The 24963-nt window shown below is 69.0% G+C and carries 20 protein-coding genes and 2 rRNA genes; 5 read left to right on the top strand and 17 right to left on the bottom strand.

The annotated features are described in order from the left end of the window. Positions 1-136: 136 nt before the first annotated feature. The gene (locus tag OG917_RS19865; protein WP_328318958.1) at positions 137-820 is read left to right on the top strand and encodes a maltokinase N-terminal cap-like domain-containing protein; all 684 of its coding nucleotides are present in this window, start codon (positions 137-139) and stop codon (positions 818-820) included. Between the two features lie 230 nt (positions 821-1050). On the opposite strand, the gene OG917_RS19860 is transcribed toward OG917_RS19865, so the two are convergent. Next, positions 1051-2568, bottom strand: coding sequence for a catalase (locus OG917_RS19860; protein WP_328318957.1), 1518 nt, complete (start codon positions 2566-2568; stop codon positions 1051-1053). Between the two features lie 572 nt (positions 2569-3140). Here OG917_RS19860 and OG917_RS19855 point away from each other — a divergent pair. Continuing rightward, positions 3141-3908, top strand: a complete 768-nt coding sequence (locus OG917_RS19855; protein ID WP_328318956.1) for a polysaccharide deacetylase family protein — start codon at positions 3141-3143, stop codon at positions 3906-3908. 72 nt (positions 3909-3980) lie between these two features. Here OG917_RS19855 and hemB read toward each other — a convergent pair whose 3' ends face one another. The 6 genes from hemB to OG917_RS19825 form a co-directional block, all read right to left on the bottom strand. Beyond that, positions 3981-4970 (bottom strand): porphobilinogen synthase, encoded by a 990-nt coding sequence (gene hemB, locus OG917_RS19850; RefSeq protein ID WP_328318955.1) that lies wholly within the window; start codon positions 4968-4970, stop codon positions 3981-3983. A gap of 118 nt (positions 4971-5088) precedes the next feature. Then, positions 5089-6747, bottom strand: a complete 1659-nt coding sequence (locus OG917_RS19845; protein WP_328318954.1) for a bifunctional uroporphyrinogen-III C-methyltransferase/uroporphyrinogen-III synthase — start codon at positions 6745-6747, stop codon at positions 5089-5091. Next, positions 6744-7700, bottom strand: coding sequence for a hydroxymethylbilane synthase (hemC, locus tag OG917_RS19840; protein ID WP_328318953.1), 957 nt, complete (start codon positions 7698-7700; stop codon positions 6744-6746). The genes OG917_RS19845 and hemC overlap by 4 nt, the downstream gene beginning before the upstream one ends. Further along, entirely contained in the window at positions 7697-9232 is a 1536-nt protein-coding gene (locus OG917_RS19835) for a glutamyl-tRNA reductase (RefSeq protein ID WP_328318952.1), read from the bottom strand. The genes hemC and OG917_RS19835 overlap by 4 nt, the downstream gene beginning before the upstream one ends. After that, positions 9229-10044 carry a redox-sensing transcriptional repressor Rex gene (locus tag OG917_RS19830; protein WP_328318951.1) on the bottom strand — a complete coding sequence of 272 codons (816 nt, stop codon included), beginning with the start codon at positions 10042-10044 and terminating at the stop codon, positions 9229-9231. The genes OG917_RS19835 and OG917_RS19830 overlap by 4 nt, the downstream gene beginning before the upstream one ends. Positions 10045-10407: 363 nt before the next feature. Beyond that, positions 10408-10689: a glutaredoxin family protein gene (locus OG917_RS19825; protein WP_328318950.1), complete on the bottom strand. Its 282-nt coding sequence runs from the start codon at positions 10687-10689 to the stop codon at positions 10408-10410. Positions 10690-10840: 151 nt separating this feature from the next. Between OG917_RS19825 and OG917_RS19820 the strand changes: the two genes are divergently transcribed. The 3 genes from OG917_RS19820 to OG917_RS19810 all read left to right on the top strand — a co-directional run bounded on the left by OG917_RS19820 (position 10841) and on the right by OG917_RS19810 (position 14394). After that, positions 10841-11785 (top strand): HAD family hydrolase, encoded by a 945-nt coding sequence (locus tag OG917_RS19820; protein ID WP_328318949.1) that lies wholly within the window; start codon positions 10841-10843, stop codon positions 11783-11785. A 420-nt stretch (positions 11786-12205) separates the two neighbouring features. Further along, the gene (locus OG917_RS19815; protein WP_328318948.1) at positions 12206-12979 is read left to right on the top strand and encodes an ECF subfamily RNA polymerase sigma factor, BldN family; all 774 of its coding nucleotides are present in this window, start codon (positions 12206-12208) and stop codon (positions 12977-12979) included. Between the two features lie 215 nt (positions 12980-13194). Beyond that, complete coding sequence (locus OG917_RS19810; protein WP_328318947.1) at positions 13195-14394, top strand: DUF5667 domain-containing protein; 1200 nt, start codon at positions 13195-13197, stop codon at positions 14392-14394. 155 nt (positions 14395-14549) lie between these two features. Here the strand turns inward: OG917_RS19810 and OG917_RS19805 are convergent, their stop codons facing one another. The 10 genes from OG917_RS19805 to OG917_RS19760 all read right to left on the bottom strand — a co-directional run bounded on the left by OG917_RS19805 (position 14550) and on the right by OG917_RS19760 (position 24853). Next, the gene (locus tag OG917_RS19805) at positions 14550-15635 is read right to left on the bottom strand and encodes a lysophospholipid acyltransferase family protein (protein WP_328318946.1); all 1086 of its coding nucleotides are present in this window, start codon (positions 15633-15635) and stop codon (positions 14550-14552) included. A 1-nt stretch (position 15636) separates the two neighbouring features. Next, positions 15637-16734, bottom strand: coding sequence for an NAD-dependent epimerase/dehydratase family protein (locus tag OG917_RS19800; RefSeq protein ID WP_328318945.1), 1098 nt, complete (start codon positions 16732-16734; stop codon positions 15637-15639). 168 nt (positions 16735-16902) lie between these two features. Beyond that, entirely contained in the window at positions 16903-17001 is a 99-nt protein-coding gene (locus OG917_RS19795) for a 30S ribosomal protein bS22 (RefSeq protein WP_003948845.1), read from the bottom strand. 121 nt (positions 17002-17122) lie between these two features. Continuing rightward, positions 17123-17335, bottom strand: a complete 213-nt coding sequence (locus tag OG917_RS19790; protein WP_164266407.1) for a helix-turn-helix domain-containing protein — start codon at positions 17333-17335, stop codon at positions 17123-17125. Between the two features lie 130 nt (positions 17336-17465). Further along, positions 17466-18281 carry a phosphatase gene (locus OG917_RS19785; protein ID WP_328318944.1) on the bottom strand — a complete coding sequence of 272 codons (816 nt, stop codon included), beginning with the start codon at positions 18279-18281 and terminating at the stop codon, positions 17466-17468. Positions 18282-18412: 131 nt separating this feature from the next. Then, on the bottom strand, positions 18413-19588 hold the full coding sequence (locus OG917_RS19780) for an acetoin utilization protein AcuC (RefSeq protein WP_328318943.1): 1176 nt from the start codon (positions 19586-19588) through the stop codon (positions 18413-18415). Next, positions 19539-20780 (bottom strand): MFS transporter, encoded by a 1242-nt coding sequence (locus tag OG917_RS19775; RefSeq protein WP_328318942.1) that lies wholly within the window; start codon positions 20778-20780, stop codon positions 19539-19541. Before OG917_RS19775 ends, OG917_RS19780 begins: the two co-directional genes overlap by 50 nt. 41 nt (positions 20781-20821) lie before the next feature. Continuing rightward, positions 20822-21466, bottom strand: coding sequence for an HAD family hydrolase (locus tag OG917_RS19770; protein ID WP_328318941.1), 645 nt, complete (start codon positions 21464-21466; stop codon positions 20822-20824). A gap of 68 nt (positions 21467-21534) precedes the next feature. Beyond that, positions 21535-21651: ribosomal RNA gene (gene rrf / locus OG917_RS19765) — 5S ribosomal RNA — on the bottom strand. A 78-nt stretch (positions 21652-21729) separates the two neighbouring features. Further along, a 23S ribosomal RNA gene (locus OG917_RS19760) occupies positions 21730-24853 on the bottom strand. Positions 24854-24963: the final 110 nt, after the last annotated feature.

The raw sequence follows: 24963 nt of genomic DNA, 5'->3' as shown, positions 1-24963 counted from the left end.
GGGCGGGGAGTTAGGTCCCCCCTGGGGATACACCCCCGGTGGGAACGCGTCGGCCACGCGAAGCCACGGCGCGTACTGGCGCGGTTCCGCACCAGTGGCAGGATGACAGCACGCCGATGGGAGAGGGACCGACAACATGGCTGTCATCCACCGCACCACACTGACCCCCACCAAGCTGGAGCTGCTCACCGCCTGGCTCCCCGCGCAACCCTGGTACCTCGGCGGAGCGGACGGCAAGCCGGAGCTCGCCAAGGCGGGCGGGTTCCGGCTCGACGATCCGACGGGCGCGGTCGGCATCGAGTTCATGCTGGTCACCGACGTTTGCGGGGCCGAGCCCGTCACGTACCAGGTGCCGTTCACCTACCGGGCGCAGCCCCTCGAAGGCGCCGGGGACGCGGCACTCATCGGCACCACGGAGCACGGAGTGCTCGGCAGGCGCTGGGCGTACGACGGGGCTCACGACCCGGTGCTCGTCGCCCAGTTGGTCGCCCTGATGGCCGGAGCGGCCGTTCCGCAGGAGCAGAGCGTCAGCAACACCCCGGACCCCACCGTCGAGGGGCACTTCACCGGGCCCGAACACCCCGTGGCCACCGGCATCGAGACGGTGACCGGCGGCCCGGGCGGCACCGCCGTACGGGTCCGCACCGCCAACACCGCAGGCCCGGGGCTGACCCTGCACATCAACCGGGTCGTCCGCCCCGGCCGGGCCGCCACCGGCCAGGACCTGGGCCACGTCACGGGGAACATGCTGCTCCCGGACGGCACTTCGGCGCGCACCCTGTTCGCCGTCGTACGCGAGACCGGCTCCGGCCAGGCCTGACCCGCCCGCGGGCCCGGTCCCGCCGGCACCGCGTCCGCCGGCACCGCGTCCGCCGGCCCTGCCTCCGCAGGCACTGAGCCCATGAGCACGGAATCCGCGAGCACTGGGCCCGTGCGCACCCGGCCCGTGCGCACCGGGCACGTGCGCGCCGCGGGTGGGCGCCGGGAGTGCACAGACGCGTGTTGCCGCCGCGATCCGCAAGGGTCGCGGCGGCAACGGTACGAGCGGGGTCAGGCCTTGTGCTGCATACTCGTCCGGGCCGGATTGGACTGCTGGGCAGCCTTCGGGTCCTTCTCTCCGGCCTTGGCCCGCACGCCCTTCGCGATGCGCTCACCGATGGTCTTGTCGATGTTCGACCAGTAGGTGAAGGCACGCGTGAGGACGGGCTCGCTCACGTCGTTCAGCAGGTGGCCGACGACGTTGTCCACAAGGCGGTCACGAGCGGCGTCGTCGAGGACCTCGCGCACCATGGTGCCGGCCTGCCCCCAGTCGTCGTCCTCCGCGTGGTCGACATACGCGGCCCGGGTGATGTCCCCGTCCGCGTGCCAGCTCGGCGGCGCGTGCCGTTCGGCGTCGGCGGCCGGACCGCCCTTGGAGTTCGGGGCGTAGACCGGGTCGGTGGTCTTCCGGTACGCCATCGCTCCGTCCTTGGAGTACGTGTGCACCTTCGCGACGGGGGCGTTCACCGGGAGCTGCTGGTAGTTGGCCCCGATCCGGTACCGGTGGGCGTCCGCGTAGGAGAACAGCCGCGCGAGGAGCATCCGGTCGGGGCTGGGGCCGATACCCGGGACCAGGTTGTTGGGCTGGAAGGCGGCCTGCTCGATCTCGGCGTGGTTGTCCGTGGGGTTACGGTCCAGGGTCATCCGCCCGACCTCGACCAGCGGGTAGTCGGCGTGCGGCCACACCTTGGTCAGGTCGAACGGGTTGAACCGGTACGAGGGGGCGTCGTCGTACGGCATGACCTGCACGTACAGCGTCCAGCTGGGGTACTCGCCGTCACGGATGTGCTCGAAGAGATCACGCGTGTGGTAATCCGTGTCGGCAGCGGCCATCTGGTCGGCCTCGTGCTGCGTGAAGTGCTCGACGCCCTGGTCGGTCTTGAAGTGGTACTTCACCCAGAAGCGCTCGCCCTGGGCGTTGATCCACATGTAGGTGTGCGAGGTGTACCCGTTCATGTGGCGCCAGGACCGCGGGATGCCCCGGTCGCCCATCAGCCAGGTGACCTGGTGCGCGGACTCCGGCGACAGCGTCCAGAAGTCCCACTGCATGTCGTGGTCGCGGAGGTTGTTGTCGGCACGGCGCTTCTGGGACCGGATGAAGTGCTGGAACTTCATCGGGTCCTTCACGAAGAAGACGGGAGTGTTGTTCCCGACCATGTCGTAGTTGCCTTCGCTGGTGTAGAACTTCACCGCGAAGCCGCGCGGGTCGCGCCACGTGTCCGGGCTGCCGCGCTCCCCCGCAACCGTCGAGAAGCGGGTGACCAGCTCCGTGCGGGTGCCCGGCTGGAAGACAGCCGCCTTCGTGAAGGCACTGACGTCGTTCGTCACCTCGAAGTGGCCGAAGGCACCGCTTCCCTTGGCGTGCGGCTGCCGCTCAGGGATCCGCTCCCGGTTGAACTGCGCCATCTGCTCGATCAGGTAGGAATCCTGGAGCAGAATCGGACCGCCCGCGCCGACCGTGAGTGAATGCTCGTCACTCTCGACCGGAGCGCCGGAGTCGGTGGTGGTGGCGGGGGTGCTCTCCGTCATCGGTCTCCCTTTCGATCTGCGGGGTGGGGCATACGGACGTGTAACCGCCAGAACGGGGGTCTTAACATGCCCGGTCGAAACGCCCCCCGGGGGAGGAGCCGGATGATCCGGGTGGAGGCGCCCGGGCCGTGCGGCACTGCGGGGCCCGGGCGCCTAGCGGACCGCCGCGGCAGCGGGGCCCTGCCAGGACGGCCCGCGATCCGGCACCCCGGCGCACGAGCGGCTCCCCCCCCTGAACGGGCCCGGCGCGCGCTGACGGCTCCCAGGAACGCGGCCCGGCGCACCCTGACGGCTCTCCGGGCGGCCCGGCGCGCTCTGACGCCCGTACGGGACGGCCCGCGGCCGACGCCCCGCCGGAGTGTCGGACCGCCCCGCCCGACTGGATTCGTAGCATGATCCGATTCGCACACAGGGGCCGGATATCTCCGTACGAAACGGGACGGGTGGGGCGCGTGCCATTGACTCGCCGGGCTGTCATCGCCGCAGCGGCCGCCGCCGGGCTTGCCGGATGCGACGCCGGGTCCGCGGGCGGGGGGCTGTCGGCGTCGCACCCGCCGTCCACCCCGTCGGACGTGGAACCCCCGACCCGCGACCCGCGCACCGGGCGCCGGGCCAGGCCCGAAGCGGCGCCGGCCATGACCCGCGCGGCGGCGGTCGCACGGTACGGCTCGGCGCTGCCGTCCAGCTGGGGCTTCGACGCCCCGGGTGTCCTGACCGCCCTGCCCCGTCCGCACCGCGGCATCGCGCTGACCTTCGACGCGTGCGGCGGACCCGGGGGCAGCGGTTACGACAAGGACCTGATCGGCTTCCTCCGGGCGAGGAAGGTACCGGCCACCCTGTTCCTCAACTCCCGCTGGATCGACACCCACCCGGCGGTCTTCCGTGAGCTGGCGGACGATCCGCTCTTCGAGATCGCCAACCACGGGACCCGGCACCGCCCCCTGTCGGTCTCCGGCCGCTCCGCGTACGGCATTGCCGGCACGCGCGACGCGGGCGAGGTCTTCGACGAGGTCGCGGAGAACCACACCAAGCTGACCGGGCTGCTCGGCCGGCCGCCCCGCTGGTTCCGGTCCGGGACGGCGTACTACGACGACGTGGCGTCCCGCATCGTGAGCGCCCTGGGCGAACGCCCGGTGAGTTTCACGGTCAACGGCGACGGCGGCGCGACCTTCACACCCGGGCAGGTCCACACCACCGTCACGGCCGCGCGGCCGGGCTCGATCGTGATCGGACACATGAACCAGCCCAGGGGCGGCACCGCGGAGGGCATCGCCACGGCGGTCCCCCGCCTCCTCGCGACCGGCCACCGGTTCGTCCGGCTCTCCGACACAGAGCACTGATGCCCGGGGGCAGTGCCCCCGGGCATCGGTGTCATACGGTCTCAGCCGGTGTCAGTCCTGCACGGCGACTGCTCAGAGCCACCCAGCGACCTCGGTCGCCCAGTAGGTGAGGATCATGCTCGCGCCCGCCCGCTTGATGCCGGTCAGGGTCTCCAGGATCGCCTTGTCCCGGTCGATCCAGCCCTTCTCCGCAGCAGCCTCGATCATCGCGTACTCCCCGCTGATCTGGTACGCGGCCACCGGCACCGACACCGAATCGGCGACCTTCGCCAGGATGTCCAGATACGGTCCGGCCGGCTTGACCATCACCATGTCGGCGCCCTCGGCGAGATCCAGCTCCAGCTCACGCAGCGACTCCCGCGCGTTCGACGGGTCCTGCTGGTACGTCTTGCGGTCGCCCTGCAGCGAGGAGCCGACGGCCTCGCGGAACGGGCCGTAGAAGGCGGACGAGTACTTCGCCGTGTAGGCGAGCACCGACACGTCCTCCTTGTCGATGGTGTCCAGCGCGTCCCTGATCACGCCGACCTGGCCGTCCATCATGCCGCTGGGAGCCACCACATGGGCGCCCGCGTCGGCCTGGACCTGCGCCATCTCCGCGTACCGCTCCAGCGTGGCGTCGTTGTCGACGCGGCCCGACTCGTCCAGGACACCGCAGTGACCGTGGTCCGTGTACTCGTCGAGGCAGAGGTCCGACATGATCACCAGGTCGTCGCCGACCTCGGAGCGCACATCGCGCAGGGCCACCTGGAGGATGCCCTCCGGGTCCGTGCCCGCGGTGCCGATGGCGTCCTTCTTCGCGTCCTCGGGCACCCCGAAGAGCATGATCCCCGCGACGCCGGCGGAGACCGCGTCGACGGCCGCCTTCCGCAGGGTGTCCCTGGTGTGCTGGACCACGCCCGGCATCGCCGTGATCGGCACCGGCTCCCCGATCCCCTCCCGCACGAAGGCGGGCAGGATCAGATCGGCCGGGTGGACCCGCGTCTCCGCCACCATGCGCCGCATCGCGGGGGTGGTGCGCAGCCGCCGCGGACGGGCGCCGGGGAAAGATCCGTACACAGTCATCCTCAGTTACCTCTTCGAACTCTTCGCTTCGGCCTCTGCGGTCCGCCCGGCCCCCGGGCGGCTCGGTGGTCCGCTCCGTACGGTCTTCACGGGTCGGCGAAGACCGTACGGAGACCCCTCAGGTGGTGCGGCGCCTGCGGCCGCCCGGACGGCGCTCGCTGGGACGGGTGACCGCCTCGCCCGCCTCCCTGGCAGCCTCGCGGCGCTGCGCGCCGAACTCGGCGAGCGCCTCGGCGAGTCTGTGCACCGAGGGCTCCGGCGAGAGCACGTCCACCCGCAGGCCGTGCTCCTCCGCCGTCTTCGCCGTGGCGGGTCCGATACAGGCGATGACCGTCACGTTGTGCGGCTTGCCCGCGATCCCCACGAGGTTGCGGACCGTGCTCGAAGAGGTGAAGAGGACCGCGTCGAAGCCACCGCCCTTGATCGCCTCACGGGTGTCGGCCGGCGGCGGCGACGCGCGCACCGTGCGGTAGGCGGTGACGTCGTCGACCTCCCAGCCCAGCTCGATGAGCCCGGCCACCAGCGTCTCGGTGGCGATGTCGGCGCGCGGCAGGAAGACACGGTCGATCGGGTCGAAGACCGGGTCGTACGGCGGCCAGTCCTCCAGCAGACCGGCGGCGGACTGCTCACCGCTCGGGACGAGATCCGGCTTGACGCCGAACTCGACCAGCGAGGCCGCGGTCTGCTCGCCGACGGCGGCGACCTTGATCCCCGCGAAGGCACGGGCGTCGAGCCCGTACTCCTCGAACTTCTCACGGACCGCCTTGACCGCGTTCACGCTGGTGAAGGCGATCCACTCGTAGCGCCCGGTGACCAGGCCCTTGACCGCGCGCTCCATCTGCTGCGGGGTGCGCGGCGGTTCCACCGCGATGGTGGGGACCTCGTGCGGCACAGCGCCGTAGGACCGCAGCTGGTCGGAGAGCGAGGCCGACTGCTCCTTCGTACGCGGAACGAGCACCCGCCACCCGAAGAGCGGCTTCGACTCGAACCACGACAGCTGGTCGCGCCGGGCGGCCGAGCTGCGCTCGCCGACCACGGCTATGACCGGCTGGTGACCGTCCGGCGACGGCAGCACCTTGGCCTGCTTGAGTACCTGGGCGACCGTGCCGAGCGTCGCGGACCAGGTGCGCTGGCGGGTGGTCGTACCGGCGACGGTGACGGACATCGGGGTGTCGGGCTTGCGGCCCGCCGCGACCAGCTCACCGGCGGTCGCGCCGACCGTGTCGAGCGTCGTGGAGACGACCGCGGTCGCGTCACTCGCGCCGACCTCGCTCCAGCAGCGGTCGGAGGCCGTGCGGGCGTCGACGAAACGGACGTCGGTACCCTGCGCGTCGCGCAGCGGCACACCGGCGTACGCGGAGACACCCACCGCCGTCGAGACACCGGGGACGACCTCGAACGGGATTCCCGCCGATGCGCAGGCGAGCATCTCCTCGCCCGAGTTGCCGTCGAGCCCGGGATCACCGGTGACAGCACGGACGACCCGCCTGCCACCCCGTGCGGCCTCCATGACAAGATTGCCCGCATCTCGGATGGCCGGGATCCCGGCGGCCGTTGACGCCTCGTCAACAACCGTCAGCTGAGGCGTGCTTACGGTCGCCCGCGCATGGCTGCGTACGACATCGAGCACATGCGGCTCGGCAATCAGTACGTCCGCACTCGCGAGCGCCTCCACGGCGCGCAGTGTGAGAAGTCCCGGATCCCCGGGTCCGGCACCGAGGAAGGTGACGTGCCCGTGTGCGGGAATGGCGGCTGGCAGGTTCGAGGTGGGGTTCATCGTGCTCGCTCCCCCATAAGACCGGCCGCACCCTTGGCCAGCATCTCGGACGCGAGTTCGCGTCCGAGCGCCTCGGTGCCTTCGTGCGACGTGGGTACGGGACCGGTGGTGGACAACTGCACCAGCGAGGAGCCGTCGGTCGAGCCGACGACACCACGCAGGCGCATCTCGGTAACAGCCTGCCCGTCGGCCAGGACGTCGGCCAGTGCGCCCACAGGCGCACTGCAACCGGCCTCCAAGGCGGCGAGCAGGGATCGCTCGGCGGTCACGGCGGCCCGGGTGTACGGGTCGTCGAGCTCGGCGAGCTGGGCGACGAGATCGGCACGGGATGCCGCGCACTCGACCGCCAGGGCCCCCTGGCCGGGGGCGGGCAAGATGATGTCGACCGGCAGGTACTCGGTCACTTCGCCGGCCCTGCCGACACGGTGGAGCCCGGCGGCGGCGAGAACCACCGCGTCCAGCTCCCCGCTGCGGACGAATCCGATGCGGGTGTCGATGTTGCCGCGGATCGGCACGGTCTCGATGCGCAGCCCGTGGTTACGGGCGTACGCGTTGAGCTGCGCCATCCGGCGCGGCGAGCCGGTGCCCACCCGCGCACCGTCCGGCAGCTGCTCGAAGGTCAGCCCGTCCCGCGCGACCAGCACATCCCTGGGGTCCTCACGGACCGGGATCGCGGCCAGCACCAGGCCGTCCGGCTCAGCGGTCGGCAGGTCCTTCAGCGAGTGCACGGCGAAGTCGACCTCACCGCTCACCAGCGCATCGCGCAGAGCGGTGACGAACACACCGGTCCCGCCGATCTGCGCGAGGTGCTCGCGGGAGGTGTCCCCGTACGTGGTGATCTCGACGAGTTCCACGGGGCGACCGGTGATCTGCCGCACCGCCTCGGCGATTTGTCCCGACTGCGCCATGGCGAGCTTGCTGCGCCTGGTCCCCAGCCTCAAGGCATTGGTCATGCCCGCCCTCGGTTCTTGACGTCTGTGTTGCTCAGGTCGGTCAGATCGGCCCTGCTGACGGCCGCGACCGTCAACGGGTCGAGGTCGAAGAGTTCCCGCAGCGCGTCCGCGTACCCGGCGCCGCCGGGCTCGCTCGCGAGCTGCTTGACCCGCACGGTGGGCGCGTGCAGGAGCTTGTCGACGACACGGCGCACGGTCTGCGAGATCTCCGCGCGCTCCTTGTCGTCCAGGTCGGGGAGGCGCCCGTCGAGCCGCGCGATCTCACCGGCGACGATGCCTGCGGCCATGGTGCGCAGGGCCACGACGGTCGGGGTGATGTGGGCGGCCCGCTGGGCGGCACCGAACGCGGCGACCTCGTCCGAGACGATGGTCCGTACGGCGTCGACATCGGCGGCCATCGGCGCGTCCGCGGACGCGTCGGCCAGCGACTCGATGTCGACCAGGCGCACCCCGCCGATGCGGTGGACAGCGGCGTCGATATCGCGCGGCATGGCCAGGTCGAGCAGGGCCAGCCGCGGCGGCACACCGTCACCGGCGGGGCGCCGGCGCACGGACCGCGGCGCGGGACCTGCGGTGCCGGCCCAGGCGCCGTGCTGCTCCAGCGCGTCGACGGCGCGGGCGGCCGCGGTGGCCGCCGTGGCGTCGGCGGGCACGTCGGGGACCGGGTCCACGGCCGGGGCCGCGGTGAAGTCGGGGGTGAACTCCTCGCCGAGCGCGCGGGCCACGGACTCGGCGGACAGCACGAGGCCGGTCGCCCCCGTACAGGAGACGACGAGGTCGGCGCGGGCCAGCTCACGGTCGACGGCGTCCATCGGGACGGCACTCGCGCTCACGCCGGCACCGCCGAGGATCTCCGCGAGCCGCTCCGCACGCGCCTGCGTCCGGTTGGCGACGACGATCTCCCCCGCGCCGGCGCGGGCCAGCGTCGCGGCGGCCAGCGAGGACATGGAGCCCGCACCGATCACCAGCGCGCGCTTGCCCCGGGCCCAGCCCGCCACATCGGTGCCGCCGGCGAGCTGTTCGAGGCCGAAGGTGACGACCGACTGCCCGGCCCGGTCGATGCCGGTCTCACTGTGCGCGCGCTTGCCGACCCGCAAGGCCTGCTGGAACAGATCGTTCAACAGCCGCCCGGCGGTGTGCAGTTCCTGGCCGAGCGCGAGCGCGTCCTTGATCTGGCCGAGGATCTGGCCCTCGCCCACGACCATGGAGTCCAGCCCGCACGCCACCGAGAAGAGGTGGTGGACGGCCCGGTCCTCGTAGTGCACATAGAGATAAGGGGTGAGCTCTTCGAGCCCGACGCCGCAGTGCTGGGCGAGGAGCGTCGACAGCTCGGCGACACCCGCGTGGAACTTGTCCACGTCGGCGTACAGCTCGATGCGGTTGCAGGTGGCAAGCGTCGCGGCCTCGGCGGCCGGCTCGGCGGCCAGGGTGTCCTGCAACAGCTTGGCCTGCGCATCAGCGGAGAGCGCGGCCCGCTCCAGCACGCTGACGGGCGCACTGCGGTGGCTGACTCCGACGACCAGAAGACTCATGCCGGCATCACGGCGGGCATGTCCCCGTCGGGTCCCTTCCGGTCGGCGTGGGCGGTGCGCGCGCTGACGGTGTGCGCGGCGGCGGCACTGGCCGCGTGCGCGGCGCCCCGCACCGGGGGCGCATCGGTGTCGGGATCGGCGAGCGCCCCCTCACCGGCCTTCCGCTGCTCGTGGAAGGCCAGGATCTGCAGCTCGATGGAGAGGTCCACCTTGCGCACGTCGACGCCTTCGGGCACCGAAAGCACGGTGGGGGCGAAGTTCAGGATCGAGGTGACACCGGCGGCGACGAGCCGCTCACAGACCGGCTGCGCCGCACCCGCCGGGGTGGCGATGACGCCGATGGAGACACCGTTGTCCGAGATGATCTTCTCAAGGTCGTCGCTGTGCTGGACAGGGATCCCGGCCACCGGCTTCCCGGCCATGGCGGGGTCGGCGTCTATCAGCGCGGCGACCCGGAATCCACGCGAGGCGAACCCGCCGTAGTTGGCGAGCGCGGCGCCGAGGTTACCGATACCGACGATGACGACCGGCCAGTCCTGGGTGAGACCCAGCTCACGCGAGATCTGGTACACGAGGTATTCGACGTCGTACCCGACGCCCCTGGTCCCGTACGAGCCCAGGTAGGAGAAGTCCTTGCGCAGCTTCGCGGAGTTGACCCCGGCGGCAGCGGCGAGCTCCTCGGACGAGACCGTGGGCACGGAGCGCTCCGACAGTCCGGTGAGGGCGCGGAGATACAACGGAAGTCGGGCGACGGTGGCCTCGGGAATTCCTCGGCTACGGGTCGCCGGTCGGTGAGTTCGGCCAGTTGCCACGGTGCTCCTGCGGGATGAGCGAGGCTGCAGGCGGCCACATGCAGCAGGACCGCCCCGTCGAATGCAGGCTATGTCTTTGTGAACGCGTGCACAAAGATGGTGTCCGTTTTGTCCGTGCAAAGTGACCGGGGTCACGCACGCGGGCGGCGCGTTGACGGAACCGCCGGCCGTTCCGGTGCGTTGGGATCCCAAAGGGGGCAAAACCGCTCACACTCCTCACGCCTACGCCCCCGAGACCGCTCAAATCGCCCACGATCGTAGCTGTCTTTTGCCGGGGAAGCCCCCGCGCGGACCGGCCGGCCGCCCAGGCGCCACCACCCGTGCGGCCCCGCCGCCGCGCCCCGCCCGCCGCCGCGCGGCCCTTCAGGAGTGCAGCGCGCGGCGGAGACGCCCGGGATCGACCCGCCAGAAGGTGTGCTGCTCCCCGTCGATGAGCACCACGGGAATCTGCTCCCAGTACGCCTCGTTGAGCGCGGAGTCCTGGGTGATGTCCTTCTCCTCCCACACCGCCCCGGTCTCCCCGCACACCGCGGAGACCACGGCGCGCGCGTCGTCGCACAGGTGGCACCCGGGCTTCCCCACCAGAGTGACGACCCGCTCGGCGGGATTCCCTCGGCCGGCACCGCGGCGGAACAGAGGACTCATACCGCCATTCTCCGCCGCCCGCACGGCCGCGGCGCACCACCACCCCGCGCGGCCCGGCCGGGCGCCTCCGTCCGCCGGAGTTCACTCCGCCGTATACCCGCCGTACACCTTCGGATGAGGAACCGCGCAGCGAACTGGCTATGCTCGCACCATGGCCGCACTGGGATGGCTCACCCCCCGCAGGCGCTCGGCGACAGCACGCAGCGTGCTCGCAGGCGAGGCCGCAGCCGAAGCAGCCCGGAAGTCGTCGCAGGAGCCGGCACCGGCCGGAGCCGGCGGACCCGCCGAAGAAGGTGCCGCGGAGCCCGAGTTCCCCGTCGCAGGGGACAGCCTGGCCGCCGCCTTCTTCGACCTCGACAACACCGTGATGCAGGGCGCCGCGATCTTCCACTTCGGCCGGGGCCTGTACAAGCGGCAGTTCTTCCAGCGCCGCGAGCTGGCCAGATTCGCCTGGCAGCAGGCCTGGTTCCGGCTGGCAGGTGTCGAGGACCCCGAGCACATGCAGGACGCCCGCGAGAGCGCCCTCTCCATCGTCAAGGGCCACCGGGTCTCCGAGCTGATGTCGATCGGGGAGGAGATCTACGACGAGTACATGGCCGACCGCATCTGGCCGGGCACCCGTGCCCTCGCCCAGGCCCACCTGGACGCCGGCCAGAAAGTCTGGCTGGTCACGGCCGCCCCCGTGGAGACCGCGACGATCATCGCCCGCCGCCTCGGCCTGACCGGCGCGCTCGGCACCGTGGCGGAGTCGATGGACGGTGTCTATACCGGCCGCCTCGTCGGCGAGCCGCTGCACGGGCCGGCGAAGGCGGAAGCCGTACGGGCACTCGCCGGCGCCGAGGGACTCGACCTGGCCCGCTGCGCCGCGTACAGCGACTCGCACAACGACATCCCGATGCTCTCGCTCGTCGGCCACCCGTACGCGATCAACCCCGACGCCAAGCTCGCCCGTTACGCCCGCGAGCGCGAGTGGCGGCTGCGCGACTACCGCACCGGCCGCAAGGCCGCCAGGGTCGGCATCCCGGCCGCGGCCGGGGTCGGGGCACTCGCGGGCGGTACCGCCGCCGCGGTCGCCCTGCACCGCCGCCGCCACTGACCCGCACGCCACGCACGCAGGTCCCGCCGGCCGCGTCACACCCCGTCACGTCCCGCGTCAGCCACCGCTGACCGGAACGTCAACGCCTCCACGCGGTCGCGCCACTCCCGGGAGCGCGGGCGGATCGAACTTCCTACCCGCCTCCGCCCGCCGCCAGTCCCTCTCGCGGCACTCGCGCACAAGTGACCCGCCAACCAAGCGGATCGTGAGGCTATCCGATCAATAAACGGTCACGAAGTGCTACTTGATCTGACGCGTAGACGTAAGAGAAGCGACGTAATCGATGATTTGAGCAACTGGGTGTAGCACTGCCTGTACGAAGCGTTATTCTCCTCAGACGCATACCGGACCTCACTCGCCATCACGTCGAGTGAACAATCCAGCACTGCACGTGATGGAAGCTCTGCCTCTGGGAGTCCCGTGTACCCACACGTCGGGGTTGACGCCTCGGGCCTGGCTACGCTGCGCGCAACGGTCCTTGACCAGCTGCGCGGCTTCGTCCCCACCGCGTACGCCGTCCCCGCATTTGCCACAGCCGCGCCTGCCGGCCCCTGCTATGCCCTCGCCGAGGGCGGTGCGGCGGTCAGCAGACGCAGCCGTGGCGGCACCGGCACGTCCACCACCCGTCGGCCTGCGGCCGACAGCGACAGCGCACGCATGATGGACCTCGTCGAACGCGCTCAGGCCGGCGAGGCCGACGCCTTCGGGCGCCTCTACGACCAGTACAGCGACACGGTCTACCGCTACATCTACTACCGCGTCGGCGGGAAGGCGACGGCGGAGGATCTCACCAGTGAGACCTTCCTGCGCGCTCTGCGCCGTATCTCCACCTTCACCTGGCAGGGGCGCGACTTCGGCGCCTGGCTGGTCACCATCGCCCGGAACCTGGTCGCGGACCACTTCAAGTCCAGCCGTTTCCGGCTGGAAGTGACCACCGGCGAAATGCTCGACGCCAACGAGGTCGAGCGCAGCCCGGAGGACTCCGTCCTGGAGTCCCTCTCCAACGCCGCCCTGCTCGAAGCCGTACGGAAGCTCAACCCACAGCAGCAGGAGTGCGTGACCCTGCGCTTCCTGCAAGGGCTCTCGGTGGCCGAGACGGCGCGGGCCATGGGGAAGAACGAGGGCGCCATCAAGACGCTCCAGTACCGCGCCGTGCGCACGCTGGCACGACTCCTCCCCGATGACGCACGCTGATCGCAACTCACCTTCGGTAACCGGCTCATGACACTGCGGTCCGATCATCCTTCGTCCGTAACCCAAGTGCTGTGCGGCTCGTTGAGTCGGATGCAGGCTCCCTGTGGTCAAGCCACGCCCGCAGGTACTCACCCGATCGAGTGGAAGCACTCAAGGTGGGCAACCTTCCGGACCCCGAGGGGAGTCGATCGTCATGACGAGAGGAGGTGCCGCCAGTGATCGGACAAGTTTCGGCACACCGGCGGGCGAACGCCTTCGCCCAGGCCCTGGAGGAGCAGACACTCCAGGGCTCGGCGGCCGACCAGCCCGAAGCTCCCACCGAACCGGACACATCAGGGCAGTTGTTTGCCCTGGTGACCGGTCTCGAAGAGCTACCGAAACCGCAGCTGGATCCTGAGGTCAAAGTGGTGCAGCGAGCCCAGCTCGTCGCCGCCATGGAGACGATGCTCGCGGGGGGAGGTGTGTCCGAGGGCCCTCAGGTGCCCGAACAGCGGACCGGTCGAGGCGCCCACCGGGCGTCCCCGCTCCGGAAATTGCGCCCCCGCTCCCGCTGGTCGAAGGGCCTCGCTGCGGGCGGACTCACCGTCGGCGTCGCGGCCGGAGCCTTCAGCGGCGTCGCGGCTGCCAGCTCCGACGCCCTCCCCGGTGACTCGCTGTACGGGCTGAAGCGTGGCATGGAAGATCTCAAACTGGGAATGGCGAACGACGATGCCGCCCGGGGCGAGATCTTCCTCGACCAGGCTTCCACCCGTCTCCAGGAGGCACGCCGCCTCATGGAGCGCGACCGGGCGGGCCGGCTCGACCACGAGCAACTGGGCGAAGTCAGACGCGCGCTGAACGGCATGAACCACGACGCCGGAGAAGGTCACCGGCTGCTGCACGAGGCGTACGCGAGGAACGGCTCACTCGGCCCGATCCAGACGCTCTCCTCGTTCTCCCGCTCGCACCGGGAGGCCTGGAGCAAGCTCCGGGGACGGCTGCCCGTCCAGCTCAGCGACGTGGGCAACCAGGTCAACTCGGTCTTCGACGCCATAGACCAGGAGGTCAGCCCGCTCCAGTCACAACTGCCACGCACCCCCGGCACCGCCCGTACCCCCGGGCCGGACGCCTCCAGGCCGGGCACACCCGGAACCGATCGTCCCGGCCCCACCTCGGCCGCGCCCCACCACAGCAGCAAGGACAGCGCACGGCCGAAGCCCTCCGGTTCGGAGAGCGGCAGGGCCGACCAGGGCCTGATCGGCGGCAACACCGGCGGTCTCCTCGGCCCGCCGAAGAGCACCGGCGGTTCGTCCTCCTCGTCCGAGGGCGCAGGCGGGTCCGGCGAGGGCAGCAAGCCCGCACCGGACGTCACCCTCCCGCCGCTCCTCCCCGGCCTGCTCCCGGGCCTCGGCATCAGCGGCGAGGACGCGCAGTAGGAGCTGGAGCAGGACCGAGAACAGCAGCATCACGGACGAAGGTGCCGGACCCGGAACATCACGGGTCCGGCACCTTCGTCCGTACGCACCTTCATCGTCCGGCGCCTTCGTCCGTCCGGCACCTTCGTCCGCGTCCGGCACAGCCGGCGTACCGCTCAGAAGAAGACCGACCGCCGCTGCACCAGCAGTTTGTACAGCGTGTGCTGGATCTGCTCCCGCACCTGGTCCGTCAGGTTGAACATCAGCATCGGGTCCTCGGCGGCCTCCTCGGGGAACCCGTCCGTCAGGATCGGCTCACCGAACTGGATGGTCCACTTCGTCGGCAGCGGCACCAGGCCCAGCGGGCCGAGCCACGGAAACGTCGGCGTCACCGGGAAGTACGGGAAGCCCAGCAGACGCGCCACCGTCTTCGCGTTGCCGATCATCGGGTAGATCTCCTCCGCCCCGACGATCGAGCACGGCACGATCGGCACCCCGGCCCGCAGCGCGGTCGACACGAAGCCGCCCCGCCCGAACCGCTGGAGCTTGTACCGGTCGGAGAACGGCTTCCCGAGCCCCTTGAACCCCTCGGGCATCACCCCGACGACCTCACCGCGCTGGAGCAGCCGCTCGGCGTCCTCCGCACAGGCCAGCGTGTGCCCGGCCTTCCTGGCCAGCTCGTTGACGACCGGCAGCATGAAGACCAGATCCGCGGCGAGCAGCCGCAGGTGGCGCTCCGCCGGGTGGTGGTCGTGCACGGCGACCTGGAGCATCAGCCCGTCGAGCGGCAGCGTCCCCGAGTGGTTGGCGACGACGAGCGCCCCGCCGTCCGACGGGATGTTCTCGACGCCCTTCACCTCGACACGGAAGTACTTCTCGTACAGCGGCCGCACCGCCGACATCAGCACCTGGTCGGTGAGCTCCTGGTCGTAGCCGAACTCGTCGACGTCGTACTCACCGGTGATCCGCCGCCGCAGAAAGGCCAGCCCGCCGGCGATCCGCCGGTCCCACTCCCCACCGGTGGCCTCCGCACGGCCGGCCGGATCCTGGACGGGGGGTACACCCGGCGCCCCGGCCCGGCCGGCCGCCTCTGCCGGCCCGGCCTGCGCCGAGGGCTCAGGCCCGCCCTGCTGCTCCGGTACGGGCGCGAGAGGCCCCGCGGCCGCCCTGCCGCGTGTGCCGGACCGCTTGGCGGCCTTGCCGCTTCTGGTCCGCCTCGCTCTCGGGTCGTCGCCGAAGGGGATGACCTTGGCATCGGCCATGTCAGATGCGCTCCTTGCTCGCGGAGTGGGCGGGGTTCACGGGCCGGGCAGCGGCGGGCCCGGCCGGGCCGACGGACTCGACGAAGGCGGCGACCCGGTCGACCGTGCGCGCCAGCGCACGCGGCGGCAGCAGGCCGTCCCCACGGCTGAGCGCGAAGTCCTCGAAGGTCTCGGCCGTCGAGTACCTCGGCTCGAATCCGAGCGTCTCGCGCATCTGGGTCGTGCTGACGACCCGGCCATGGGTGAGGAGCCGGATCTGCTCCGGTGAGAAGTCGGTCACTCCGACGGTCCGCAGGGCGGAACCGACCCAGTTCACCGCGGGCAGCAGCACCGGAACCGTCGGCCGGCCGAGCCGGCGCGAACACTGCGAGAGCAGCAGCACACCATCGCCCGCGATGTTGAAGGTGCCGCTGTTGAGCGTCCCGCGCGGCGGTTCGCCCAGCGCGAGACGCAGGACGTCGATGACGTCGTCCTCATGCACGAACTGGAGCCGGGGGTCGTAGCCGAACACGGTCGGCAGCACGGGCAGCGACAGATACTCGGCGAGCGGGTAATCCGTGCTGGGTCCGAGGATGTTGGCGAAGCGGAGCACACAGACCGCCACATCGGGTCTGCGCCGGGCGAAGCCCCTGACGTAGCCCTCGACCTCGACCGCGTCCTTCGCGAAGCCACCGCTCGGCAGGGACTTCGGGGGCGTCGTCTCGGTGAAGACAGCCGGATCGCGGGGCGCCGACCCGTACACACTGGTGCTGGACTTGACCACCAGGCGCTGGACGGTCGGCGACTTCTGACAGGCGCCGAGCAGCTGCATGGTGCCGATGACGTTGTTCTCCTTGACCGTCGTCCGGCCTCCGGTGCCCAGCGGGGTCCCCGTGACATCCATGTGCACGACGGTGTCGACGTCGTACTCGGCGAGCACCCGGGCGATGGCGGGCTGGCGGATGTCCGCCCGTACGAAGACGGCCTCACCGAGTCCGTGCGCGGGCTCCACGATGTCCACCGCGATCACCCGGTCCACCTCGGCGTCCCGCAGGACGCGGCGCACGAGCCTGCCCCCGAGCTGCCGGGCCACTCCGGTGACGAGCACGACCTTGCCCAAGATCAGCGCCTTCCCATTCGGACTCCCGTACGGGCCACGGTAGCGGCTCGTTTCCGCGCTGTGCTGCTGATGCGCTCCGGGAAGTCATCGGAAATCTACCCGCAGGAACGCGCAGAGGCCCTCCCACCATGCTGGTGGGAGGGCCTCAGAACCACGTACAGCTGCCGCTTACTTCTTGTTGCGACGCTGAACGCGGGTGCGCTTGAGCAGCTTGCGGTGCTTCTTCTTAGCCATCCGCTTGCGCCGCTTCTTGATAACAGAGCCCACGACTACCCTCGCTCACTTCTCTTCACTCGGTGCGGGGCGTCTGGGCCCACACGACCTACGTCGGCCTAGCCTACCTGCCACCGAGTGAGGGACGTAATCCGAGGGGAACCGCCCGGCTCCGCTAGGCGGTCTGAACCCCCACAAAGGACTCGCGAAGGTACGCGTGCACTGCTTGCTCCGGGACCCGGAAGGACCTGCCCACCCTGATCGCCGGCAGATGACCGCTGTGCACCAGCCGGTACACGGTCATCTTGGACACTCGCATCACCGAGGCGACTTCCGCCACGGTCAGGAACCTGACCTCGTTGAGAGGCCTCTCACTCCCAGCAGCCATGACCCACCTGAACCTTCCGCGCCCGACGGGGCACCGGCTTCCCCTTCCGGTGACTCTTCGTCGTGGCGCGCTCACCCACCAGACTAGGTGCGGGTGATACGAGTGGGGAAGAGGAGCAACGGCCCCTTCCCTACTGGGACAGAAGCGCCCGATTGAGCACATAGCGCGTAAGCGGCCGGTAGAAGTCAGGGCGCACGGCATCGTCGAGCGGGACGGCGACGGAGACCCGGCCCTCCGCCTCACCCACGAAGAGTGCCGGGTCGTCGGTGTCCGCCAGGCCGATGGCCTCGACGCCCAGCTGACCTGCACCGCAGACCCACCCGTGATCACCGACGACCAGCCCCGGAAGCCCGTACGAGCCCCCCGCGGCGGCCTCCAGCGCCACCCGCACCGGCAGCGGGGAATGCGTGTGTGCGCCCGGCTCACTCCCCGTCGGCCGCGCGCCGGGTTCGCGCATCAGCGCGACTCCCCGTACGTACTCCAGCCGGTGCGTACGTACGCCGAACCGGGTCGTTATGTCGACACTGCGGCCCTCCGCCGGGGTGAGGACAGTACAGCCGGCCGCCGACAAGGCGTCTGCCAGCGCGGCGTAGAAACCGAGCAGCCGGTGCGGATGACCGGTCCCGAACAGCACACCGGCCCCCCGCGCCACAGCCTCGCCGAGCCGCGCGGCGAACGCGTCGAGCGCGGCCACCGTCCGCTCCGGGTCGATCGCGTCAGGACCCGACACATGGTCCGGATCGCCGGACACCCCACATCGCTCGGCCATGAGACCCAGCAACTCCCGCTCGTCCCACACACGTTCGGAGTGGATGCCGAGCGTCACCCGCGGATCGCGCGCCGCGAAGAGACGGTAACTGCGCAGGTTCACCTCGCGAGAGGTGGCCACGGGCCCGGCCAGTCCGGCCGCCAGCAGATGCGCGCGGAGGGCGCCGGTGGTCAACACCCTGCCGATCGTGCCGCACTGGCCGCCGGCGCGGGCCCGAACCCCCGATATGCGGCACAGTTGGCCTAACACCCCGGCTCCGCCCGGCCACCCCGGTGCCGGGCCGCCGGTCCCGCCGCCCGGCAGGAGCCCTACGCCAGCATCCCCCGCAGCGGGAACACCGCACGCCGGGTGGCCAGGACCGCCTGGTCCAGCCGGTCCGCCGGGTCGTACCCCTGGTCCCACGAGCGCCAGTCCACCGGCCACCGCCCGTCCGTCATCCGCGCGGGCGCCACCCCCCGGGTCCGCGCGTACACCTCGTCGCGCCAGGACGGCGGGATCACCGACTCAGGGGCGATCTCGGCATGTGCGGCGATCCCCACCAGATGCGTCCACGAGCGCGGGACGACGTCAGCCACCGCGTAGCCGCCCCCGCCCAGCGCCACCCACCGCCCGCCGTCCGCGTACTCGTGCGCCAGCTCGTGGCAGGCGGCCTGGACCGCGCGCTGCGCGTCCAGCGAGACCGCCAGATGCGCCAGCGGGTCCTCGAAGTGCGTGTCGGCGCCGTGCTGCGACACCAGCACCTGCGGGCGGAAGTCGGCGAGCAGCTCCGGCACCACCGCGTGGAACGCCCGCAGCCACCCGGCGTCCCCGGTCCCGGCCGGCAGCGGAAGGTTCACCGCCGTCCCCTCCCCCGCGCCCTCGCCCGTCTCGGTCGGGAAACCCGTACCGGGAAAGAGCGTCCGGGGGTGCTCGTGCAGCGAGACCGTCAGGACCCGCGGATCGTCCCGGAACGCCTCCTGCACCCCGTCCCCGTGGTGCACGTCCACATCGACGTACGCGACCCGCTCCGCCCCGAGTTCGAGCAGCCGGGCGATCGCCAGGGCAGCGTCGTTGTAGATGCAGAACCCGGAGGCCGCACCCGGCATCGCGTGGTGCAGCCCGCCCGTGAAGTTCACCGCGTGGTCCGTGTCACCACGCCACACCGCCTCGGCCGCGCCGACCGACTGCCCCGCGATGAGCGCCGAGACCTCGTGCATCCCGGCGAAGGCCGGGTCGTCGGCGGTGCCCAGGCCGTACGAGACGTCCGCCGACGCCGGATCGGCCGATGCCGCCCGCACCGCGTCCAGGTAGTCCGCCCGGTGCACGAGCCGCAGGGTCGACTCCCCCGCGGGCCGCGCGGAGACCACATCGACCGCGCTGTCCAGGCCGTACGCCCGGACCAGCCCCATGGTCAGTGCGAGCCGCACCGGATCCATCGGATGGCCGGGGCCGAAGTCATACTTCGTTACTGCTTCGTCCCACATCAACAGTCCGCGGCCGCTCATGCCCGACACCGTATCGGGCGTCGCCGTGCCCGAACGAACGGGCGTACACCAGGGTCGCCAGTACGAGCACCATCGGGACCAGCATCGCCCCCCGGTAGTTCCAGGCGTCACCGATCGCGCCCACCAGCGGCGAGCCGACGAGGAACCCCACGTAGTTGAAGATGTTGAGCCGCGCGATGGCCGCGTCGGAGGCACGGGGGAACAGCCGCCCGGCGGCCGCGAAGGTCTGCGGCACGATCACACAGAGCCCGAAGCCGAGCAGGGTGAACCCGAGCATCCCCACCCAGGGACCGTTCGCGGCGGCCACCACACCGAACCCGACAGCCGCGACGACCGACCCGAACCGCACCACGGCCACCGCCCCGAAGCGCCGCACCCCGAAGTCCCCGACCGTCCGGCCGAGGAGCGTGGTGACCATGTACACGTTGTACGGGACGGTGGAGAGCTGCTCCGAGCTCCCCAGCACGTCCTGGAGGTATTTGGCGCTCCAGTTGGAGACCGTCGAGTCACCGATGTACGCGAAGGCCATCACCAGGCAGAGCGGCAGCAGCATGCGGAACACCACGGAGCCACCGGAGCTCCCCTCACCGTCCGCCGCCTCCGCGGCCCCGGCCCGGAGGTCCGGCTCCCGCGCGTCCGCGTACCAGCGGCTTCCCACCAGGCAGAGCGGCAACAGCACCACCGCGACCGGCCAGTAGGAGGTGAACAGCGACAGATGCCAGTGCGCCCCGGCCCAGGCGAGCGAGGCGCCGGCGATCCCGCCGAGGCTGTACGCGGCGTGGAACCCGAGCATGATGCTCCGCCCGTACGCCCGCTGGAGGCTCACCCCCAGCATGTTCATGGAGGCGTCCAGCGCACCCACACCGAGCCCGAACACCCCGAGTGCGACAGAGGCCTGCCACAGCTCGGTGCCGGCCGCGGCGCCGAGCAGGGCCAGCAGCACCACGGGCTGCGCCCAGCGCAGCACGGTGGAGGGCCGCACCCGCTTCACGAGCTGCTCGGTGGCGACGCTGCTGACACCGGCGAGGACCGGCACCGCGGCGAGGAAGACGGGAAGCAGGCCGTCGGATATCCCGTAGCGGTCCTGGATGGCGGGGATCCGCGTCACCAGGAGCGCGAACGCGGCGCCCTGCGCGAAGAAGCTGAACCCAAGAGAGGCCCGGCCGTGCCGCAGGCGAACATCTGTCGTCATGGCGGCACAGTAGGCCCCTCGCCTACCCGTGGGTAGATGGATCAGGCGAGGAGTTGCGGCAGCTCCGACATACGCGAGAAGAAACCGTTCGCCCCGGCGAGGCGTTCGGCGGGAGTCATCGCCGTAAATCCGTACACGTCCATCCCCGCGGCGTGCGCGGCGGCCACCCCGAGCGGGCTGTCCTCGATGACGACGCACCGCTCGGGCGCCACACCCATCTGCTGGGCGGCGTGGAAGAAGAGGTCCGGCGCCGGCTTCCCCCGCCCGACGTCCTGCACGCTGAAGATCCACTCGTCCTCGAACCACTCGTCGAGTCCGGTGGCCCGGTGGCCGACCCGGATCCGCTCGTGGGTACCGGAGGACGCCACGCAGTACGGCACGCCCTGGGCGACCAGTTCGGCGAGTACGTCGGCCACCCCGTCGACCGGCTGCAGCTCGGTCTCGAAGGCGGCGAAGACACGGGCGTGCAGCGTCTCGTCGAAGTCGTCGGGGAGCCGCTGCCCGCTCCGCTCCAGGATGGTGTCGTGCACCCGGTGCACGGCGGCACCCATGTAGTCACGGAGGGACTCGTCGTACGAGGTGGGATGCCCGAGCTCGGTCAGGTATCCCGCGAGGATGGTGTTGGAGATCGGCTCACTGTCCACAAGGACGCCGTCGTTGTCGAAGATGACCAGGTCGTAGCGCATACCCTGACCATAAACGCAAAAATGCCTCAGTCCCGGACCATAACGGTCCGGGACTGAGGCTAAAAATTGTTCGGCGGCGTCCTACTCTCCCACAGGGTCCCCCCTGCAGTACCATCGGCGCTGAAAGGCTTAGCTTCCGGGTTCGGAATGTAACCGGGCGTTTCCCTAACGCAATGACCACCGAAACACTATGAAATTAACCAACACCGGATACAACACGGTCGTTCGTTATTTCAGAACTAACACAGTGGACGCGAGCAACTGAGGACAAGCCCTCGGCCTATTAGTACCAGTCAGCTCCACCCGTTACCGGGCTTCCACATCTGGCCTATCAACCCAGTCGTCTACTGGGAGCCTTAACCCCTCAAAGGGGGTGGGAATACTCATCTCGAAGCAGGCTTCCCGCTTAGATGCTTTCAGCGGTTATCCTTTCCGAACGTAGCCAACCAGCCATGCCCTTGGCAGGACAACTGGCACACCAGAGGTTCGTCCGTCCCGGTCCTCTCGTACTAGGGACAGCCCTTCTCAATATTCCTACGCGCGCAGAGGATAGGGACCGAACTGTCTCACGACGTTCTAAACCCAGCTCGCGTACCGCTTTAATGGGCGAACAGCCCAACCCTTGGGACCGACTCCAGCCCCAGGATGCGACGAGCCGACATCGAGGTGCCAAACCATCCCGTCGATATGGACTCTTGGGGAAGATCAGCCTGTTATCCCCGGGGTACCTTTTATCCGTTGAGCGACAGCGCTTCCACAAGCCACTGCCGGATCACTAGTCCCGACTTTCGTCCCTGCTCGACCCGTCGGTCTCACAGTCAAGCTCCCTTGTGCACTTACACTCAACACCTGATTGCCAACCAGGCTGAGGGAACCTTTGGGCGCCTCCGTTACTCTTTAGGAGGCAACCGCCCCAGTTAAACTACCCATCAGACACTGTCCCTGATCCGGATCACGGACCGAGGTTAGACATCCAGCACGACCAGAGTGGTATTTCAACGACGACTCCACAACCACTGGCGTGGCCGCTTCAAAGTCTCCCACCTATCCTACACAAGCCGAACCGAACACCAATATCAAACTGTAGTAAAGGTCCCGGGGTCTTTCCGTCCTTCTGCGCGAAACGAGCATCTTTACTCGTAGTGCAATTTCACCGGGCCTATGGTTGAGACAGTCGAGAAGTCGTTACGCCATTCGTGCAGGTCGGAACTTACCCGACAAGGAATTTCGCTACCTTAGGATGGTTATAGTTACCACCGCCGTTTACTGGCGCTTAAGTTCTCAGCTTCGCAACCCCGAAAGATCACTAACCGGTCCCCTTAACGTTCCAGCACCGGGCAGGCGTCAGTCCGTATACATCGCCTTACGGCTTCGCACGGACCTGTGTTTTTAGTAAACAGTCGCTTCTCGCTGGTCTCTGCGGCCACCCCCAGCTCACTGTGTAAAACAGATCACCAGGAATGGCCCCCCTTCTCCCGAAGTTACGGGGGCATTTTGCCGAGTTCCTTAACCATAGTTCACCCGAACGCCTCGGTATTCTCTACCTGACCACCTGAGTCGGTTTAGGGTACGGGCCGCCATGAAACTCGCTAGAGGCTTTTCTCGACAGCATAGGATCATCCACTTCACCACAATCGGCTCGGCATCAGGTCTCACCCCATGTGCCATCCGGATTTACCTGGATGACGGGCTACACCCTTACCCCGGGACAACCACCGCCCGGGCTGGACTACCTTCCTGCGTCACCCCATCGCTTACCTACTACCACCTTGGTTCAGCGGCTCCACCACTTCCCTTTGCCCGAAGGCTCCAGGACGGCTTCACGGCCTTAGCATCAGAGGATTCAGTATTGGGCGTTTCAAAGCGGGTACCGGAATATCAACCGGTTGTCCATCGACTACGCCTGTCGGCCTCGCCTTAGGTCCCGACTTACCCTGGGCAGATCAGCTTGACCCAGGAACCCTTAGTCAATCGGCGCACACGTTTCTCACGTGTGTATCGCTACTCATGCCTGCATTCTCACTCGTGAACCGTCCACAACTCGCTTCCGCGGCTGCTTCACCCGGCACACGACGCTCCCCTACCCATCCCAGCGGGCGTTGGCCCTATTGCTGAAATGACACGACTTCGGCGGTACGCTTGAGCCCCGCTACATTGTCGGCGCGGAATCACTTGACCAGTGAGCTATTACGCACTCTTTCAAGGATGGCTGCTTCTAAGCCAACCTCCTGGTTGTCTCTGCGACTCCACATCCTTTTCCACTTAGCGTACGCTTAGGGGCCTTAGTCGATGCTCTGGGCTGTTTCCCTCTCGACCATGGAGCTTATCCCCCACAGTCTCACTGCCGCGCTCTCACTTACCGGCATTCGGAGTTTGGCTAAGGTCAGTAACCCGGTAGGGCCCATCGCCTATCCAGTGCTCTACCTCCGGCAAGAAACACACGACGCTGCACCTAAATGCATTTCGGGGAGAACCAGCTATCACGGAGTTTGATTGGCCTTTCACCCCTAACCACAGGTCATCCCCCAGGTTTTCAACCCTGGTGGGTTCGGTCCTCCACGACCTCTTACAGCCGCTTCAACCTGCCCATGGCTAGATCACTCCGCTTCGGGTCTAGAGCGTGCAACTCAAACGCCCTATTAGGACTCGCTTTCGCTACGGCTTCCCCACACGGGTTAACCTCGCTACACACCGCTAACTCGCAGGCTCATTCTTCAAAAGGCACGCAGTCACGACCCACATTCCGAAGAATATGAGCGACGCTCCCACGGCTTGTAGGCACACGGTTTCAGGTACTATTTCACTCCGCTCCCGCGGTACTTTTCACCATTCCCTCACGGTACTATCCGCTATCGGTCACCAGGGAATATTTAGGCTTAGCGGGTGGTCCCGCCAGATTCACACGGGATTTCTCGGGCCCCGTGCTACTTGGGAGTCACACAAGCAAGCCGTTGATGTTTCAGCTACGGGGGTCTTACCCTCTACGCCGGACCTTTCGCATGTCCTTCGCCTACACCAACGGTTTCTGACTTGCCCAACAGCCGGCAGACTGTTGAAGTGCAATCCCACAACCCCGCATGCGCAACCCCTGCCGGGTATCACACACATACGGTTTGGCCTCATCCGGTTTCGCTCGCCACTACTCCCGGAATCACGGTTGTTTTCTCTTCCTGAGGGTACTGAGATGTTTCACTTCCCCTCGTTCCCTCCACATGCCCTATGTGTTCAGGCATGGGTGACAGCCCATGACGACTGCCGGGTTTCCCCATTCGGAAACCCCCGGATCAAAGCCTGGTTGACGGCTCCCCGGGGACTATCGTGGCCTCCCACGTCCTTCATCGGTTCCTGGTGCCAAGGCATCCACCGTGCGCCCTTAAAAACTTGGCCACAGATGCTCGCGTCCACTGTGCAGTTCTCAAACAACGACCAACCACCCATCACCCCACCCTCAAAAGGGCGAGTGCACTGGGGCCGGCAACCGAAGACACAAACTCAAC

Source organism: Streptomyces sp. NBC_00388 (assembly GCF_036061255.1).
Lineage (GTDB): Bacteria > Actinomycetota > Actinomycetes > Streptomycetales > Streptomycetaceae > Streptomyces.
This window is presented reverse-complemented; position numbering and strand designations above follow the sequence as displayed.

Bases quoted from the DNA above. Each gene is read 5' to 3' on its own strand.
- hemB (WP_328318955.1), bottom strand. From the start codon at position 4,970: ATGACTGTGTACGGATCTTTCCCCGGCGCCCGTCCGCGGCGGCTGCGC.
- OG917_RS19865 (WP_328318958.1), top strand. From the start codon at position 137: ATGGCTGTCATCCACCGCACCACACTGACCCCCACCAAGCTGGAGCTG.
- OG917_RS19860 (WP_328318957.1), bottom strand. From the start codon at position 2,568: ATGACGGAGAGCACCCCCGCCACCACCACCGACTCCGGCGCTCCGGTC.
- OG917_RS19790 (WP_164266407.1), bottom strand. From the start codon at position 17,335: ATGGCTGCTGGGAGTGAGAGGCCTCTCAACGAGGTCAGGTTCCTGACC.
- OG917_RS19770 (WP_328318941.1), bottom strand. From the start codon at position 21,466: ATGCGCTACGACCTGGTCATCTTCGACAACGACGGCGTCCTTGTGGAC.
- OG917_RS19845 (WP_328318954.1), bottom strand. From the start codon at position 6,747: ATGAACCCCACCTCGAACCTGCCAGCCGCCATTCCCGCACACGGGCAC.
- OG917_RS19775 (WP_328318942.1), bottom strand. From the start codon at position 20,780: ATGACGACAGATGTTCGCCTGCGGCACGGCCGGGCCTCTCTTGGGTTC.
- hemC (WP_328318953.1), bottom strand. From the start codon at position 7,700: ATGACCAATGCCTTGAGGCTGGGGACCAGGCGCAGCAAGCTCGCCATG.
- OG917_RS19825 (WP_328318950.1), bottom strand. From the start codon at position 10,689: ATGAGTCCTCTGTTCCGCCGCGGTGCCGGCCGAGGGAATCCCGCCGAG.
- OG917_RS19820 (WP_328318949.1), top strand. From the start codon at position 10,841: ATGGCCGCACTGGGATGGCTCACCCCCCGCAGGCGCTCGGCGACAGCA.
- OG917_RS19835 (WP_328318952.1), bottom strand. From the start codon at position 9,232: ATGAGTCTTCTGGTCGTCGGAGTCAGCCACCGCAGTGCGCCCGTCAGC.
- OG917_RS19805 (WP_328318946.1), bottom strand. From the start codon at position 15,635: ATGGCCGATGCCAAGGTCATCCCCTTCGGCGACGACCCGAGAGCGAGG.
- OG917_RS19780 (WP_328318943.1), bottom strand. From the start codon at position 19,588: ATGAGCGGCCGCGGACTGTTGATGTGGGACGAAGCAGTAACGAAGTAT.